Genomic DNA, 15525 nt, shown 5'->3' with positions numbered 1-15525 from the left:
TGAGTTATGACTCGTCGGCGACAACTGTGGTATTACCCTCTTTTTCAGATTCCCCTCATTCTTTTCATAGGCTGTGTCCTGCTGGCGTTGCTCTTCTCACTGTTGAATTGGGGACGCCCTAGTGTCGCCGTTGTTCTCTCCCTTGATCTCAGCGGCAGTACGTTTGGCAATAATCCGTTGCAATTTAATCAACCGCAAACTGTAATGGCGCAGCAGGTGCTCGCTGCCAAGCTCTACTTACAACGTAACCAACGGGAACTCACCAACCCCAACGAAGTCATGATCCACGGCTTTGGTCGCAATGTGGTGTTTCTGACGCCGCGGTTTGAAACCAATAGTGATCTGCTCCTCACCCAACTGGATCAAGCCCTCAATCGCAGTGACTTGCTTGCCCAAGTGGATCCCAGTGCCACCAATCTTTCGGGGGCGATCGCCATGGCCACCCAACAACTGCAACAGATCTCGAATCGCTGCCGCCAACTGCTCCTCATTACCGATGGGGAAGCCCCAGTAGATGCAGGCGTGGTGGCCAATGCCCGCCAACAACGAGTCAAAATCAACGCCATTGTTGTCGGTGATCATGCTCCGCAACTCGCCGCCGCTACCCAAGTCACAGGTGGGCAATACCGCTCTGCCCCCGTCGCCATTCTCGAAGAACTGGTGGGTCAAACCTTTTTTGAGGGCTTCAATAGCAACGCCCGCTGGCCAATCTTTTGGGGCGGAATGGCCGTCATTTGTTTTATGTGGCTCTTGGTCTTGCCCTTGGATCGCTGGGTGCTGCAGGGATGGTTGCATTTGCCGATGAATCTGGCGGGTCAAATTGCCTTGCTCAATGCCTTTTTCTGGACAGTGGCAATTCCCATCATTCTCTGGCGATTTCCGGGCTGGCCCTTTGTACAGACCTGTTGAGGAGCAAAGATGAAGCGTCGCTGGTGGTTCTTGGTGTGCATGGTTGCCCTAGGATTGATGCTGGGCGGTACCCAAGGGAATTGGGAGTCTTTGGCAGGCACCGCAAACCTGACGCGCCAGAATATCCAACTGCCAGCAGCAGTGCATTATCCGTTGCCCCCCTCCCTAGCTGAGATTCCTAGGAAAGGTGAGGACTATTTTGATGAAGTCCAAGCGGTGGAAGTGGGCTATCTACTGTGGACAGAGTTCCCGGTCACCGTTGCCATTGAACCGCCGCCGTGGGATCCGAACCATGTGTGGCAAGCAGCGGCAGAACAGGCCGTAAAGGAGTGGTCCGCCTATTTGCCCCTAAAAATTGTGGATGCCAGCCTAGCGGCGAATATTCGCTTGCTCTCGCAGCGACCCACGGATCAAAATAACCGCCGCGCCCGCTTTGCTGAAACCAGCTACGAACTCTTTGTGGATAGCCAAGGGGTGCTGCGCCATCGCTGCCGTGTCGTGGTGCGTCCGACTCAAGCTGCCAAGTTTGTCCTTGCAGCGCTGCGCCATGAACTGGGTCATGCCCTCGGCATTTGGGGACATAGCCCCCTACCCACTGATGCCCTCTATTTTGCCCAAGTGGCGGATCCGCCCCCCATTTCACAGCGGGATGTGAATACCCTGCGGCGGGTCTATGAGCAGCCGACACGGTTGGGACAGCGGCTAGCGGAGTTGCCCCCCCATGGATGACTTGATCCTTTGGGGCATCCTATTAACCCTGACGGCTCTGGGGCTATGGCTAGAGCATCGCTTTCGCTGGGCGGCACGCTTGGGGTCTTCGCTGATCATTTTGATCTTGGCGGCCATCTGTGCAAATTTGGGTCTTATTCCCCAACAATCGCCGGTCTATGACACGATCTACGGCACCATCACCTCGTTGGCGATCGTCTGGCTACTACTGCTGGTGAATTTACAGGATGTGCGGCGCTTGGGGCGATCGGCCCTGTTAGCCTTTGGCCTTGCTAGTTTTGGAACCTTGGTGGGTGCGCTCCTTGCCAGTGTGCTGTTCCACAGTCGGTTTCTCGGGGATACCCCCCGCTTGGCGGGCAGTTTGGCGGCCAGTTATATTGGCGGCAGCATTAACTTTGTGGGGGTTGGGCGTGCCCTCAACCTTTCGGATTTGCTCTTTAGTGCGGCAACGACGGCGGATAACCTGCTCACGGCCATTTGGCTGGCCACCACGCTGAGTCTGCCTTCGCTGTTGGCACATTTTTATCCACCACGGGATCAGGGGGAAGCGGCTACGGTGACTCCCCTGCCCACCACCTCAGCGATCGCCCCCCTAGATCTAGCCATTCTCCTCAGCTTGGCTGTGGCTATCTTGGTCCTGTCAACGGCACTGCATCAGTTTTGGCCGCTAATTCCCACCATTGTCTGGCTTACCACCCTCAGCTTGGCGCTGGCGCAATTTAAGTGGATGCGTTACCTGCGGGGCACGGGCGCTTTGGGAATGTTTGGCCTGAATCTTTTTTTTACGGTGATTGGTGCCGGTACCCATGTGCCCTCGCTAATTCCAGTGGGACTGGACATGATTTTCTTTGCTACTGTGATTGTCTTGACCCACGGTCTTGTCACCTTTGGTCTTGGGACACTCCTGAAGTTGGATGTGGAACTGATTGCCCTTGCCTCCCAAGCCGCAGTGGGGGGACCAACCACAGCCGTTGCCCAAGCCACCGGTCGGCATCAGCCTCAGTTAATGGGGGTAGGGATTACCCTGGGACTGCTTGGCTATGCGATCGCCAACTATTTGGGACTAGCACTTGCCCAAGCTCTTGGCTGGATGGGCCTAGGGTAGGCTGACCAAAACAAATAAACTCACTTCCAAGCGGGTCAAGAGGGCTTGCAGTTGTTGCCGTGCCACCCTTGGTTCAATGGGGTCTAGGGTGACGGGGTCGAGGGGTGCCAAGCGTTGATAGCGATCGCACAGCTCTGGAAAGGGAAGGGGCTGATCAAACAAGGGCAGCAGTGTTGCCAATCCCAGCGGATCCACATAGACCGACGTGGGACTAGAAAAGGACATAAATGTGCCCAAGTCTACAATCATGCGGTCATTGAGATACCCTAGCCATTTTTCCTTGATTGCCTCAGTGCGCAGTTGCGGATGCAGATAAATCGTACTTTGATCCCACTGCTCCTCAGTCCATTCCCCTAAGTCGGGTACCGCGGCACGGGGTTGCGGACTACACCAAAAATCCAAGAGGCGATGCACGGGATGCAAAAGTTCATACATCTCCAATTGCACCGCCTGCGGCACATCGGGCAAGCTCAGCGCTAAAAAGGTGGGCAGGTTCTCTGGGTCTTTGAAGAGATCCACCAGATTCCAGTGGCGCCAGTTAACCATGGAAATGAATTCCAGACCCGCTGCTTCTAGGTATTGAAAGAGTTGGGGAATCGTGCTGCCCTTATCGCCCACCAGTAAATGATTCGCCAAGAGGGTCTCATTACTCTCCTCCTTCTCATAGTGCGGGTTCCAAGCGCGAACCTTCAGATCGACACCATCCTTGAGTTCTTTCATGATCTCGCGGACAATGTCCATTTCCATTTCTTCGGGATTGTCGTCCATCAAGCCCATCAGCTTAAAGAGGTTTTGGGCACGAAAGTAGGGGAAGCGTTGCAGCGCACTGTGGAGATTGGCGCGCAAGATACCATCGGGCTTAAGGACACTTTTGAGGGCATTGAGGCCTGCGACGGGGTCAGGCAGCAGATACAACACCTCATCGCAATTGATGTAGTCAAACTGCTCGCCCCAACTGGGTAAATCCAAAATGGAGCGCGCCTCAAAGTAAACGTTGTCAAAGTGATGGAACTTGAGTCGCTCTGCCGCTAACTTCACAGACTCAGGGGACAGGTCAATACCGACAATTTCCGCGCCGGGGTTGGCAATGGCTAACACCAAGGACTTATAACCTGTCCCACAACCAGCATCGAGAATCCGCTTGCCCTTGGTCTCTGGCACCCGATGATCTCGCACATAAAAGGCGGTCACCAAATCGTGGACAAAGAGAACATTCGGCTCATCCTTGGGAGTTTTGTCAATGGCAACACGGGGATAGGGACCATAGTCAAACTGGCGGCGAATTTTCTCTAGATCATCCGTAGCAGCCATCTATTTCTCCCAAGTGGTTCGTTTCTCTGTCAAATTAATCCTACAGAATGACGGCGCTAGCGATAATTGCGCAGAAAGTTTTAACGCCCTCTGGGGAATTGACGATCGCTGGGTAGGGGTAGCAGGAGACCGGCCATAAACCGCAGCACCAGACGTTTGAAGGGGGCAACAGTTCGCAACAGCCACAAGCCCCAGCGGCGCACCCCCACCAAAGGCCACCACGCATTGGAAAAAAGCCGATTGAGCAGGTCGGTAAATCCAAGGGTTAGGGCATTTTGCCACCAACGTTGACGGTGGAATTGGATCAAGGACGGGCGATCGCCCAGTCTCTCACAAGGCGTAGCAAGAATTTGTTGCGCTAGTGCCCACACATCCCGCAGGCCTAAATTTAGCCCCTGCCCTCCCACGGGATGACAGCGATGGGCCGCATCGCCAATAACCACAAAGCGATCGGCCACATAGGAATTCACTTGCATTAATTGGGTTGGAAAGACAAAGCGATCGCTTACAGCGGTAATCTGCGCCATCTGTGGGTCAAGATAGGGCTGCAGTTTCGCTAGAAAGGCGCGATCGTCGAGGGCAGCAACGGCTTCCGCCTCTGGGTGGGGCAGTGTCCAAACCACGCGATAGCGATTCCCCGCTAGGGGGAGCACCCCCATGGGGCCTGTTGGCCAAAAGCGTTCATAGGCGATCACGGGTTGGGGATGGGCAACATCGAGAGTAGCAACCACACAGGACTGACCATATTGCCATCCCTTGGGTTCAATGCCCATTTGTTGCCGCAAAGGAGACTTGCCACCATCTGCTGCCACCACTAAACGCGCTGCCAAGTAAGCCACCTTGGGTGCGGCCGGGTCACCAGAAATGAGCGTCAACTGAGCGCGATCGCCCTTTATCTCATTCGTCACCACCCGCCACGGACAATAGAACGTCACATTGCCAACAGACTGTAGAACGCTCTGTAGGGTCTCGGCGATCGCGGCGTGCGCAGCCACATAACCAATGGCTTCTGTGCCCAAATCGGCGGGGGAAAAGCGAACCGTCAAGGGGAACCGTCCATCGGAGAGTTGTACCACCTCAAAGGGCTGCACGTGAGGCATCAACTGATCCCACACCCCTATCCCCTCAAAGAAACAACGAGACACTTGGTGCAGGGCATAGGCTTGGCCTTTGGTGTTTTCCCGCGCGTAGGGGGTTGCCTCAATGAGGGCGATCGCTAGACCACTGTTTCGCAGCGCACAGGCCAAACTCAGACCCACAATCCCCGCACCGACAATCGCCACATCCACGGCGGGCAATTCTTGGGGAGAAGCGACCAGCGATTGTTCTGCGGGGGCAAAAGCCGATGTCATGACCATTTTGATTCAGGCACAAAAAACACATGCCCTTTTATTTTAAGGAATGCAAAAGATTGCAGAAAAGGGATGGTAATGGCAGACTAAAGGCAGAGCAATGAGTGTATGAGTTTCCCTATGACCCCAGAGGTTGAGATTCCGCGCTTGCTTGATCTAATGCCCGCGTCGGCACGAATGCGCTGTAAGTTGGTTTCTCGACCACAGCAAAGCAAAGTGTTGCGCTATCAGCCCGCTCTTCCTTGGGGCGATCGCCCGATTGAAATTAACTTTCGCCTGTGGCAGCATCTCGATACCCCGGAGCGCGATCTTTTATTGCTGCGGGCAGTGGCTTGGTTTAACACCACGGGTTTGATCAAACTTGACCTCTACCAAGGACTCACGGTGGCAGGCTTGCTGGGTACAGTCTTACAAGTTGTCCAAGCAGACCCCGTAGGCATTTTGGTAGCGGGGGCGCTAACCACCTTTGCTGGCCTGCAAGTGTGGCAAAATACGCGGGGCATTCCCGTAGAAGTGGCGGCCGATCGCCAAGCCCTGCAATTGGCTCAACGGCGCGGCTACAGTGAACAAGAGGCTGCCAAGGCTCTCCTTGCAGGCATTTCTCAGGTGGCAGAGTTGGAGCGTCGTCCTGTCCTTGATGTCACTGAACTGATTCGCTGCCAAAATCTACGCCAGTTGGCGGGTGAATCTGAGGTCAAAGTCCCAGTTTAGGACGCTTGCAGACTTTGCCAGTACAAAAAGCCCGCCTGCACGACACCAATCAAAAAGCCAAGAATGCCCCCCAAGCGGACAATGGCTTGCAACTCACTGCGAACAATGCCCTGAATAGCTAGTTCCAGATTTTCTGGCGAGGTGGCCTTGACCCGATCCACAATCACCCGATCCAAATCCAAAATCGGAATTGCCCGCTCAATAATCAGTTCCATATCCCGTTCCAGATAGCGATCGAGCACTAGAGCCAATTCATCACTAACCACTTCCAGCGAGGCACCCAGACTTGCCGAATCCCGCAGTCGCCGCAAAATACTCAAGGAAATCGTTTCCCACTCCACTGTTTGGCTTACCGTTTCAATAACGCTAAAGCCCTGCTCTTGGATATAGCTGCGCACCGTCTGCCGAAATAGTTGCCGTAGCTCCCGCACTGTACCGAGGGGCAAACTTTGCAGGGTGATATTTTGCAGCGCTTCCACCAAGCGTTGCCGCAGTGCCAATGCTGTGATTAATTCTCCGAGGCGGCGGTTACAGGCTTCGCGTTCATTGAGACAATACTCCCGCAGGCGAATTAACGTATTGCGCACCCCCACCAGATTAGCCACCACCCAGTAGGTGCCACTGGTATTTTGGCGTAGTTCTTGATCGAGGACATTAATCGTGCGATCGGTAAGGAAGTCAATGATGGCCAGTCGCAGGCGATCGGGGGGCAACATGACCGACAGCAGCCAATCTGCCAGTTTTTCCGCCTGCTCATCACTCAGTTGCAGCTCCACTAATACCTGATCAAAGAGTTGATTCAGTTGTGGTTCCAGAAAATCTTCCCGCCGCGACCACACTTTAATCAAACGGGGTAGGGCACTGCCAAAAAAATCCCGTAGAATATTGGCCAAAACTTGGGCCGATCGCTGTTCACTTTGAGCCTGAATTTGGCTCAGACTTGTTTGTAGGAGCCAATGGATGACCGCCTTCACTCGTTCCACTTGCAACAGACGCCGCGCTAAGTTTTGCAGCTCCTCTGGCGTCAGGAGAGAACCCAAAATGGCATCAGCAATGCGACGAGCCAGCCGCTCCTGATTGTGGGGAATCAGACCGGGGGTAAAGGGGAGTTGCTTGCCGCCGACATAAATAGGCTTGTAGGGGCGAAAGAGCATGGTAATGGCTAAATCATTCGTAAAGTAGCCAATGACGCCCCCCGCCAACGGTGGTACGAGCAATGTCCAATAGCTGATATTGGCCAATCCTGATTGATTCCTCAAACACCTTTCTTTTGAAGAATTTTACAGGCGGCGAATGGCGTCAATCAGAACTTCTGGCGGCTGAACCCCTTCCCAGCGCTGAACCTCACGGCCTCGGTGGAAGAGAATCAAGGTTGGCAGAGCGTGAACGTGGTATTGACTCGACAGTTGGGGATAGCGCTCGGAGTCAATTTTGACGACCTCAACAGCCGATTTCAAAACTTGCTTGACCTGCTCTAAAATCGGCGCCATCATGCGGCAAGGACCACACCAGTCGGCATAAAAGTCAACCAAGAGGGGTTTATCTGTGGTGGCTAGGAGATCGCTGAAGCTACTAAATTGACGTGTTGTCGCCATAGCAAATTCCGATCGGGACTCTAGTTCTCATCATAGACACGGCAAAAGAGAATCGGGGCGAGCAAGTCTGAATGCCCGTGAAAAAGGGAGTATTGTTGAGGTTGGGCACTTTTTGTGATTGCTGCTGAATGCTGGTTACTGCCTCTACCTATCGTCCCAGTCGCTGGCTCCTGTTTCGCCGTGTCAGCCAAATTGTGGGGGTGCTGGGGCGCTTTGGGAGTCAGCTGCTGTGGGATTATGCTTGGCGGCGGCGGAGCGATCGCGCCCAATCTCAACGTGCGCGTTGGCTCGTACAGCAATTATTGGTCTTGGGGCCAACGTTTATTAAAATTGGTCAATTTCTCTCGACTCGGTTTGATCTGTTGCCCCCCGCCTATATTGAGGCGCTGAGGAAACTACAGGATCAGGTGCCTCCTTTTGACTCGCGGCGGGCGATCGCCCTCATTGAGCAGCACTTGGGGCAACCCCTTGCCGATCTCTACGCCACATTTGATCCCAAACCCCTTGCAGCCGCCAGTCTCGGTCAAGTCCATCGCGCAACGCTCCACAGTGGTGAAGAGGTGGTGGTGAAGGTGCAACGCCCCCATCTAGAGGCGCAATTGTATCTGGACTATCTGGCCATTGGTGAACTCATTCGCTGGGGCGATCGCTGGCTCCCCTTTCTCCGTCCCTATGCTCTCCACGAAATCTATGAGGAGTTTTTTAGTATTCTGCTGCGGGAAATTGATTACGTTCAAGAGGGGCAAAATGCTGATCGCTTTCGGGCTAACTTTGCCCAAGACCCCCATATCCGCGTCCCCAAGGTCTATTGGACGCACACCTGCCGCTATGTCCTGACGATGGAGTATCTCCCCGGCATTCGCATTGACAATCGCGCCGCCATCGAAGCCTTTGGCTTGAATCCCCAGATGATTAACCAGCGGGGAATTTGTTGCTATCTCAAGCAATTATTGATTGATGGCTTCTTCCACGCTGATCCGCATCCGGGGAACTTGGCCGTGACCAAGGAAGGCAATCTCATCTTCTATGACTACGGCATGATGACAGAAGTGCCAGCCCTGAATCAGCAGCAGATGGTGCAAACATTTTTTGCTGTGCTGCAAAAGGATAGCGATCGCGTGATTGCTGCCTTAATTGAACTGGGGCTATTGATGCCTGTTACCGACAGGGTGCCCCTACAACGGATTATGCAATTGATTTTAGATCGATTTACCGAACGGCCTGTGGATTTAACCGCCTTTCGGGAGTTGCAACAGGATGTGTATGCCCTTTTTGAGCAGCAGCCCTTTCGCCTACCCGCAAAGATGACCTATATTCTCAAGTCCCTCACAACCCTCGATGGGATTGCCCGCAGTTTAGACCCTGAGTACAACCTGAGGGCGGCGGCCCAACCCTTTGTCAAGGAATTAATGCGTCGCTCGCGGGGGGGCTGGCGAGAACTGATTCACCAAACCCAAACCCTAATCAACCAACGATTACAGCAGCCCAGTCGCCTTGAAGTGCGGCTGCAACAGTTAGAGGATCGCTTGGCTTGTGGCGAACTGCAACTGTCGGTGCGCAATCCCACGATGGAGCGGCAACTGCGGCGCATTGAGAGTTTGTTAATTTGTTTAGTCTATTTGGGATTGGCTGGTTTTACCCTTTTGGCGGGGGCGATGTTGTGGTCAGCCAAAGCTTTGGGGGGTGCGATCGCTCTTTTTACAGTAGCAGCACTAGCGGGTTTGGCACTCCTGCGCAGTTGGCTGCGCTTTCTTTGGTTATGCCGCTGGCAATAGGCGGTTAGGAGGATTCCCTGAGGGCGCGGCGAAAGCCCAAGGCAATCAGGATATTGGCCAAGGTTAGAAAAAATTCTGCCCCCCCGTGCAACCCATCCACATTGGCCAAGGTTGTGCCATAGACCTGTTGGGCATAGAGTCCCGCTGGAATGGTGACAGCAACAAACACCAGTGTCCCATAGAAGCCAATGAGGGCTAAACGGGGGGTGTTGGGGTTGCGGGTCATGAAGTACAAGAACCCCAAATAGGGAAACAGCGAGAGGGCAAAAAAGGCATTCGTCAGCATTAGCGGCGTGCCAGCTTCTTGCTCATTTTCCGCAGTCGGATGGATTGGGGCGTTACCTCCACCAGTTCATCGGGGCCAATGTACTCCAGTGCCCGCTCTAGGCTCATTTCCACAGGTGCTTGCAGTTGCACTAGTTCATCCCCCGTTGAGGAGCGAAAGTTGGTGAGTTGTTTGGCTTTGCAGACGTTGATTTCGAGGTCTTGGGGACGGTTATGCTCACCGACAATCATGCCCTTATAGACTTTGGTGCCGGGGGTAATGAAAAAGACACCACGATCTTCGGCGTTTTTCAGGGCATAGAAGGTGGCCGTGCCCTCCTCAAAGGCAATTAAGACGCCATTGCGACGGGTGCTGATCTCGCCTGCCAAGGGACGATAGTCCAAAAAGCTGTGGTTCATAATCCCTTCGCCGCGCGTTAGGCGCATAAATTCGCCCCGGAAACCAATGAGACCCCGCGCCGGAATCACAAACTCCAGTTGCGTCCGACCATTGCCCCCCACCTGCATATCCTGCATTTCACCGCGTCGCTGGCCGAGGCGCTCAATACAGCCGCCAACGGCTTCATCGGGAACGTCGAGCACTAAGCATTCGTAGGGTTCGCAGGGCTGACCATTGACTTCACGATAGATCACCTGGGGCTGGGACACTTGGAATTCATAGCCTTCGCGGCGCATCGTTTCAATGAGAATGCCAAGGTGCAATTCACCCCGACCAGAAACGGCAAAGCGATCGGGGGAGTCGGTTTCTTCGACCCGCAGTGCCACGTTGGTTTCCAGTTCCCGAAACAGGCGATCGCGCAATTGCCGCGAGGTGATAAAGGTTCCCTCCTGACCGGCAAAGGGGGAGTCATTGACCGCAAAGGTCATTTGCAGGGTCGGTTCATCCACCTTGATCAGGGGTAGGGCTTGGGGGGTGTTGGGGTCGGTGATGGTTTCGCCAATGTTGGCATCACTAAAGCCAGCGATCGCCACAATATTGCCGGCACTAGCCATGTCCAATTCAATCCGCTTCAGTCCCTCAAAGCCCAAGAGTTTGGTAATCTTTGCCTTGACAATTTGGCCGTTATCCTTGACCAAGGCCGCCTGCTGTCCCACCTGCACCGTACCATTGTGAATTTTGCCAATAACAATTCGCCCTAGGTACTCCGAGTAATCCAAGGTGGTCACTTGAAGTTGCAGCGGCGCATCGGGATTGCCCACTGGCGGTGGAATATGGCGGACAATGGCCTCAAAGAGGGGCTGCAGATCCTTGCCCTCTTCGTCTAGATCTGTTTTTGCGTAGCCCGCCAAGCCCGAAGCAAAAAGATAGGGAAACTCGCACTGATCATCATCCGCCCCCAGTTCAATAAATAAGTCCAACACCTTATCAATGGCTTTGTAGGGTTCTGCCTGCGGCCGGTCAATTTTATTCACAACCACAATGGGGCGCAGACCTTTTTCAAGGGCTTTTTTCAGGACAAAGCGGGTTTGGGGCATTGGCCCTTCGTTGGCATCGACAATCAGCAGACAACCCTCCACCATGCCAAGGACGCGCTCCACTTCACCGCCAAAATCGGCGTGGCCGGGGGTATCCACAATGTTAATCGTCAAGTCTTTGTAGCGAACCGCTGTATTCTTGGCCAGAATCGTAATGCCACGCTCGCGCTCCAGATCATTGGAGTCCATGACGCACTCAGGAATGTCTTCCCCTTCACGAAAGGTACCCGACTGACGCAGTAGGGCATCCACCAGAGTGGTTTTGCCGTGGTCAACGTGGGCGATAATAGCAACATTACGAATCGGCAGACTCATAGCGACTTCCTGCGGGTTTTGTAATAGAGCGTTGAGGAGCGTAAGAAACCTTTACAATCCTAGCGTAGTTTGGTAAAGGAACTGAGCCATAGGTAGTGAGGTGTTTCCTCATCACTAATTTTGTTGGGGGGTGCCCTCGATGACCGATCGCCTGAGTTGGCTGCAAACCTATACTCCCCTAGGATCGCTTTCTTTGGCAGCATTAGAGGCGATCGCTGCCGCCCTGCGCACAGAATCCATTGCAGCCAATCGTCGCCTTGTCCTTGAAGACACAGCCGTTACTCATCTGATGATCCTGAAATCGGGAGAACTGGAAGCCTACCACACCACCCGCGATCGCCCCGCCACTATAACGACCCTGCCACCGGGAACGGTTTTACACTGGCCAGAATTAGTACTGGAGCAACAGGCACCGCAAACAGTGATTACCCTCACGGACTGTGAATTGTGGACATTGCCCCGCGAGGTGTTTGCCACATTGGCTGATCAATTTCCCGAACTCCGCCAACAGGTGTCGCAGCAGCTGCAAAGTACCCTCAGTGATCTTGCCCACGAGCAGGAGCGGCAGGCAGTCTTGCGCCCCTATCTTGTGCCGCGCGTAAAACAGGGAATTGTAGGGAGTAGCCGCTATGCCGTGCGCTTACGCCAAGGGATTAAAGAGGCCGCGAGCGATCGCCAGCCGGTATTGATTTTTGGTGAACCGGGTCTGGAAAAGGACAATATTGCTGCGCTAATTCATTATGGCTCGCGCGATCGCCGTCAACCTTTGATTCGTTTTAACTGTGGCACCCTATCCGCCAATGGGGCAGAACTCTTTGGCAAAGCCACGAAACCGGGTCTCCTTGACTGGGTCGCAGAGGGCACCCTGATCCTCAACAATGTCCATGAATGGCCTGCCCACCTCTATCCGCAACTGCGCCGCCTTGTGGCCGAACAGACCTATGAACCCGTCGCCGACCCCCCCATATCCTCCCGCCGCTTTCCGGGGCGATTGATCTTGATTGCCGAAAAGAAAGGCTGCGATTGCCAAAATCTGGTGCACCACCAAATTAAGGTACCCCCACTGCGGGTGACAAAAGCAGATATTGAAGCCTTGGTGAATTACTATATTGCCCTCTACTGCCGGCAACGGGGCATTCCTAAGCCTCAGATTACCCCCGAAGCCCTACGCCGGCTGCAAAGTTATGATTTTCCCGGCAATTTGCGGGAGTTAGCGAGTCTGGTGGAGCGTGCCCTTGTGCAAGCAGACGGGGCGGAGTTACTCACTGAAGAAGTCTTTTGGCCGGAGCGATCGCGCCAACGGCGATTTCGTTGGAACCTACTCAATGCCTATCCCCAATTGCGTGCTTTTCTACACAGTCCGTGGTGGCCCGATCGCCTCAACTATGGCCTGACCCTTTGGCTTTTTCCGCTGATTGTCGCCATTGGCCTCTGGGGACCCCAAGATCGCCCACACAACTTTACCCTGAACCTCTTCTGGGCGTGGTGGTGGCCGGTCTCATTGCTGATCTTTCCCTTTTTGGGGCGCATTTGGTGTGCGGTCTGCCCCTTTATGATCTACGGCGAAGTCCTGCAAAGGCTATCCCTCAAGATTTGGCCGCGCAAGCTGCGCCCTTGGCCGCGTCAACTGGCGGAACGCTGGGGGGGCTGGGTGCTCTTTGGCCTCTTTGCCGTGATTCTCCTGTGGGAAGAATTGTGGGATTTACCCAATACGGCCTATCTCTCCAGTTGGCTACTGATCTTGATTACAGCGGGAGCCGTGATTTTTTCTCAGCTCTATGAACGTCGCTTTTGGTGTCGCTATCTCTGCCCCATTGGTGGCATGAATGGCCTCTTTGGCAAACTCTCCATTCTTGAATTGCGGGCACAGCAGGGGGTGTGCGCTGCCAGTTGCCAGACCTACCAATGCTACAAAGGCGGTCCCGCCCTTGGGGAAGGTCAAGAAACGGGGGGCTGTCCCGTCTATTCCCATCCCGCTCAATTGACGGATAACCGCAATTGCGTTTTGTGTATGACCTGTCTCAAGGCTTGCCCGCATCGCTCGGTGGAAGTGAATCTGCGTCCGCCGGCTATTGATCTCTGGACTAGTCATGAGGCCACGGCGGCTGAAGTTTGCCTGCTGTTTTTGCTCTTGGGGGCGGTGGTATTGCACCGTTTACCGCTGCTTTTGAAACGGCTAGGACTGACGGAAGCTCATTTTTGGTTACAGGGGATGATTGCAGTGGTGGCGCTAGCTCTGCCGGGACTCTTGGCATGGGGTTGGCATCAGATACACCGACAAGGCTTGGTTCCCTTTGTGCGCTTGGCCTATGGGTATCTACCTTTGGTGCTGGGTGCCAATTTGGCCTATTATTTGCCCCTTGGTCTAGGGGAGGCAGGGCAGTTGTTGCCCGTAACCTTTGCAACCTTTGGTCTTGATGGCACGAGTTTGCCCAGTTGGCAAGCCCATCCAGCGGTGATCGGGTTCCTGCAAACGACCACACTTGTCGTCAGTACCCTTGCCAGTTTGCTCCTCAGTCAAAAGATTGCGCGATCGCCCCTACGACAGATGTGGCACCCTTGGCTAGGCATTCTCGCTCTCGCTTGGGGAATTGCCTATTTACTTTGATGGGCTGGGCTGGATTCGCAAAACTGCATCAAAGGCGTGGCGTGTCAAAAAACAGCAGCTTAGTGATTAAGCCAGCAGCCAGCACTAGCAGCGTCACCAAGAATCCCCACAAACGAGCATCGGTTCCATCCTGCCGTTTGACAATTTGCTGCAATGTGGTCTCTACTGTGTCAATGCGCTGCCCCAATTGTGTCTCTACGGCACTAATACGCTGCGACAATTGCGCCTCGACGGCACTGATGCGCTGTTCCAGCTTGGCCTCAACAGCATTGATACGCTGCTCTAGCTTCGCCTCAACAGCATTGATACGCTGCTCTAGCTTCGCCTCGACGGCATCAATTTTGTTCTCAAGTCGTTGGAACCTCTCGCCACTGGTGGCAATGTGAATATCTAGCTTTTTCTCTATGGCCTGAAGACTAGCCTGCATCCCTTGGATGGCATCCAACACTTGACTCAATTCCGATCGCGTTACAGGTTCACTCATGATTGCCCCTTTGCATCAATTCCTTTCCTGAACGTCCTAAGCGACCATCGCCCGCCTTTGAAAACTTTGGACCAAAATATGACCAGTTCTGCCCCTTTATTAAGCAAGCAACAGCAACAAATAGTTCACTTACGAAAAACATAGCAAACCTGAAACCCCTGATATTCTTTGGCTTCAGGCTTTTTTATCTGTATGGGCCGGGCTGGATTCGAACCAGCGTAGGCGTAGCCAACGGATTTACAGTCCGCCCCCATTAACCACTCGGGCACCGACCCTTTCATCGCGATTTTTTAATATACCACATCAGGGGGGAGACTTGAGCTTCCCGTTTTGAGAAAACAATTCCCTACTCGTCGAGGGTGTAGCTTTGCAGGTTTTCTAGGGGTTGCACTTTGAGGAGACGTTCGGCGCGGCGAATCTCGCTGTCGCTACCTTGAATTAGGATCAGGTATTTGCCCCGCTGCAATCGCTTTTCAAAGGGGATGCCCGACTTACCCGTAATCACCACTTGGAGACCACCACCTACGGTGAGACTACCGAGAGCGCCAGCGATCGCCCCAAAGATGCCCCCCAAAAGACTATTGTTGAGGCGATCCAGCATCGGCAAAATGTCAATTTGAGTCGCTTGGTTAAAGGTAAAACCGGCAAAGAAGCCAAAAGGAACAAGCCAGATCAACATCCGTTGCATTTGCTGCCGTGCCACTTGAAAGGGATCGGTGAGTCCCAACTCTGACCACTGTTTGTAACCTCGACCCAGCAGAGCTACTTTTTCCATCGGGAAGCCGTCCTTTTCCAGCTGGGTATAAACGGCCTCGGCTTGGAGGCGATCGCCCAAGGTGGCAACCAAGTAATTTTTCATAGGAATTAGGA

The 15525-nt window shown here is 53.9% G+C and carries 14 protein-coding genes and 1 tRNA gene; 6 read left to right on the top strand and 9 right to left on the bottom strand.

The window, feature by feature from the left end; genetic code table 11:
* Positions 1-6: 6 nt before the first annotated feature.
* From QYC28_RS04925 to QYC28_RS04915, 3 genes are read left to right on the top strand one after another with little or no spacing between them, the layout of a single operon-like run.
* Entirely contained in the window at positions 7-909 is a 903-nt protein-coding gene (locus tag QYC28_RS04925; protein WP_149818715.1) for a VWA domain-containing protein, read from the top strand.
* Between the two features lie 9 nt (positions 910-918).
* Positions 919-1638 (top strand): peptidase, encoded by a 720-nt coding sequence (locus QYC28_RS04920; RefSeq protein WP_149818713.1) that lies wholly within the window; start codon positions 919-921, stop codon positions 1636-1638.
* Positions 1631-2743 (top strand): DUF819 domain-containing protein, encoded by a 1113-nt coding sequence (locus QYC28_RS04915; protein ID WP_302679936.1) that lies wholly within the window; start codon positions 1631-1633, stop codon positions 2741-2743. Before QYC28_RS04920 ends, QYC28_RS04915 begins: the two co-directional genes overlap by 8 nt.
* On the opposite strand, the gene QYC28_RS04910 is transcribed toward QYC28_RS04915, so the two are convergent.
* A complete protein-coding gene (locus QYC28_RS04910) occupies positions 2735-4054 on the bottom strand; it encodes a class I SAM-dependent methyltransferase (protein ID WP_302679935.1) in 1320 nt (439 codons plus the stop codon). The two genes, QYC28_RS04915 and QYC28_RS04910, sit on opposite strands and share 9 nt — an antisense overlap.
* Before the next feature lie 80 nt (positions 4055-4134).
* Positions 4135-5406 (bottom strand): FAD-dependent hydroxylase, encoded by a 1272-nt coding sequence (locus tag QYC28_RS04905; RefSeq protein WP_286626866.1) that lies wholly within the window; start codon positions 5404-5406, stop codon positions 4135-4137.
* A gap of 120 nt (positions 5407-5526) precedes the next feature.
* Here QYC28_RS04905 and QYC28_RS04900 point away from each other — a divergent pair, with 120 nt between their 5' ends.
* Positions 5527-6117 (top strand): DUF3318 domain-containing protein, encoded by a 591-nt coding sequence (locus QYC28_RS04900; protein WP_149818704.1) that lies wholly within the window; start codon positions 5527-5529, stop codon positions 6115-6117.
* Here QYC28_RS04900 and QYC28_RS04895 read toward each other — a convergent pair.
* Together QYC28_RS04895 and trxA are read right to left on the bottom strand one after the other, a co-directional pair.
* Positions 6114-7271 carry a DUF445 domain-containing protein gene (locus tag QYC28_RS04895; protein WP_255451733.1) on the bottom strand — a complete coding sequence of 386 codons (1158 nt, stop codon included), beginning with the start codon at positions 7269-7271 and terminating at the stop codon, positions 6114-6116. The genes QYC28_RS04900 and QYC28_RS04895 overlap by 4 nt on opposite strands.
* A 126-nt stretch (positions 7272-7397) precedes the next feature.
* Positions 7398-7712: a thioredoxin gene (gene trxA / locus QYC28_RS04890; protein ID WP_149818701.1), complete on the bottom strand. Its 315-nt coding sequence runs from the start codon at positions 7710-7712 to the stop codon at positions 7398-7400.
* 128 nt (positions 7713-7840) lie between these two features.
* On the opposite strand from trxA, the gene QYC28_RS04885 reads away from it, so the two are divergent.
* Positions 7841-9487 carry an AarF/ABC1/UbiB kinase family protein gene (locus QYC28_RS04885; RefSeq protein WP_286649926.1) on the top strand — a complete coding sequence of 549 codons (1647 nt, stop codon included), beginning with the start codon at positions 7841-7843 and terminating at the stop codon, positions 9485-9487.
* 4 nt (positions 9488-9491) lie between these two features.
* On the opposite strand, the gene QYC28_RS04880 is transcribed toward QYC28_RS04885, so the two are convergent.
* Both QYC28_RS04880 and typA read right to left on the bottom strand, forming a co-directional pair.
* Complete coding sequence (locus QYC28_RS04880; protein ID WP_149818699.1) at positions 9492-9773, bottom strand: DUF3593 domain-containing protein; 282 nt, start codon at positions 9771-9773, stop codon at positions 9492-9494.
* Positions 9773-11563 carry a translational GTPase TypA gene (typA, locus tag QYC28_RS04875; RefSeq protein ID WP_149818697.1) on the bottom strand — a complete coding sequence of 597 codons (1791 nt, stop codon included), beginning with the start codon at positions 11561-11563 and terminating at the stop codon, positions 9773-9775. Before typA ends, QYC28_RS04880 begins: the two co-directional genes overlap by 1 nt.
* Before the next feature lie 139 nt (positions 11564-11702).
* On the opposite strand from typA, the gene QYC28_RS04870 reads away from it, so the two are divergent.
* Entirely contained in the window at positions 11703-14171 is a 2469-nt protein-coding gene (locus QYC28_RS04870; protein ID WP_302679934.1) for a sigma 54-interacting transcriptional regulator, read from the top strand.
* 28 nt (positions 14172-14199) lie between these two features.
* Here QYC28_RS04870 and QYC28_RS04865 read toward each other — a convergent pair whose 3' ends face one another.
* The 3 genes from QYC28_RS04865 to QYC28_RS04855 all read right to left on the bottom strand — a co-directional run bounded on the left by QYC28_RS04865 (position 14200) and on the right by QYC28_RS04855 (position 15514).
* Complete coding sequence (locus tag QYC28_RS04865; RefSeq protein ID WP_190278231.1) at positions 14200-14655, bottom strand: hypothetical protein; 456 nt, start codon at positions 14653-14655, stop codon at positions 14200-14202.
* A gap of 193 nt (positions 14656-14848) precedes the next feature.
* Positions 14849-14930 (bottom strand) — tRNA-Tyr (locus tag QYC28_RS04860).
* 71 nt (positions 14931-15001) lie between these two features.
* Positions 15002-15514: a hypothetical protein gene (locus QYC28_RS04855; protein ID WP_149818693.1), complete on the bottom strand. Its 513-nt coding sequence runs from the start codon at positions 15512-15514 to the stop codon at positions 15002-15004.
* Between the last annotated feature and the right edge of the window lie 11 nt (positions 15515-15525).

It is taken from the genome of Thermosynechococcus sp. HY596, from assembly GCF_030518715.1.
GTDB lineage: Bacteria > Cyanobacteriota > Cyanobacteriia > Thermosynechococcales > Thermosynechococcaceae > Thermosynechococcus.
Note: the sequence above shows the minus strand (reverse complement) of the source record. Positions and strands in the feature narration are given on the sequence as shown.

Coding starts and splice junctions, on each gene's coding strand:
- QYC28_RS04925 (WP_149818715.1), top strand. CDS start 7: ATGACTCGTCGGCGACAACTGTGGTATTACCCTCTTTTTCAGATTCCC.
- QYC28_RS04920 (WP_149818713.1), top strand. CDS start 919: ATGAAGCGTCGCTGGTGGTTCTTGGTGTGCATGGTTGCCCTAGGATTG.
- QYC28_RS04915 (WP_302679936.1), top strand. CDS start 1,631: ATGGATGACTTGATCCTTTGGGGCATCCTATTAACCCTGACGGCTCTG.
- QYC28_RS04910 (WP_302679935.1), bottom strand. CDS start 4,054: ATGGCTGCTACGGATGATCTAGAGAAAATTCGCCGCCAGTTTGACTAT.
- QYC28_RS04905 (WP_286626866.1), bottom strand. CDS start 5,406: ATGACATCGGCTTTTGCCCCCGCAGAACAATCGCTGGTCGCTTCTCCC.
- QYC28_RS04900 (WP_149818704.1), top strand. CDS start 5,527: ATGACCCCAGAGGTTGAGATTCCGCGCTTGCTTGATCTAATGCCCGCG.
- QYC28_RS04895 (WP_255451733.1), bottom strand. CDS start 7,271: ATGCTCTTTCGCCCCTACAAGCCTATTTATGTCGGCGGCAAGCAACTC.
- trxA (WP_149818701.1), bottom strand. CDS start 7,712: ATGGCGACAACACGTCAATTTAGTAGCTTCAGCGATCTCCTAGCCACC.
- QYC28_RS04885 (WP_286649926.1), top strand. CDS start 7,841: ATGCTGGTTACTGCCTCTACCTATCGTCCCAGTCGCTGGCTCCTGTTT.
- QYC28_RS04880 (WP_149818699.1), bottom strand. CDS start 9,773: ATGCTGACGAATGCCTTTTTTGCCCTCTCGCTGTTTCCCTATTTGGGG.
- typA (WP_149818697.1), bottom strand. CDS start 11,563: ATGAGTCTGCCGATTCGTAATGTTGCTATTATCGCCCACGTTGACCAC.
- QYC28_RS04870 (WP_302679934.1), top strand. CDS start 11,703: ATGACCGATCGCCTGAGTTGGCTGCAAACCTATACTCCCCTAGGATCG.
- QYC28_RS04865 (WP_190278231.1), bottom strand. CDS start 14,655: ATGAGTGAACCTGTAACGCGATCGGAATTGAGTCAAGTGTTGGATGCC.
- QYC28_RS04855 (WP_149818693.1), bottom strand. CDS start 15,514: ATGAAAAATTACTTGGTTGCCACCTTGGGCGATCGCCTCCAAGCCGAG.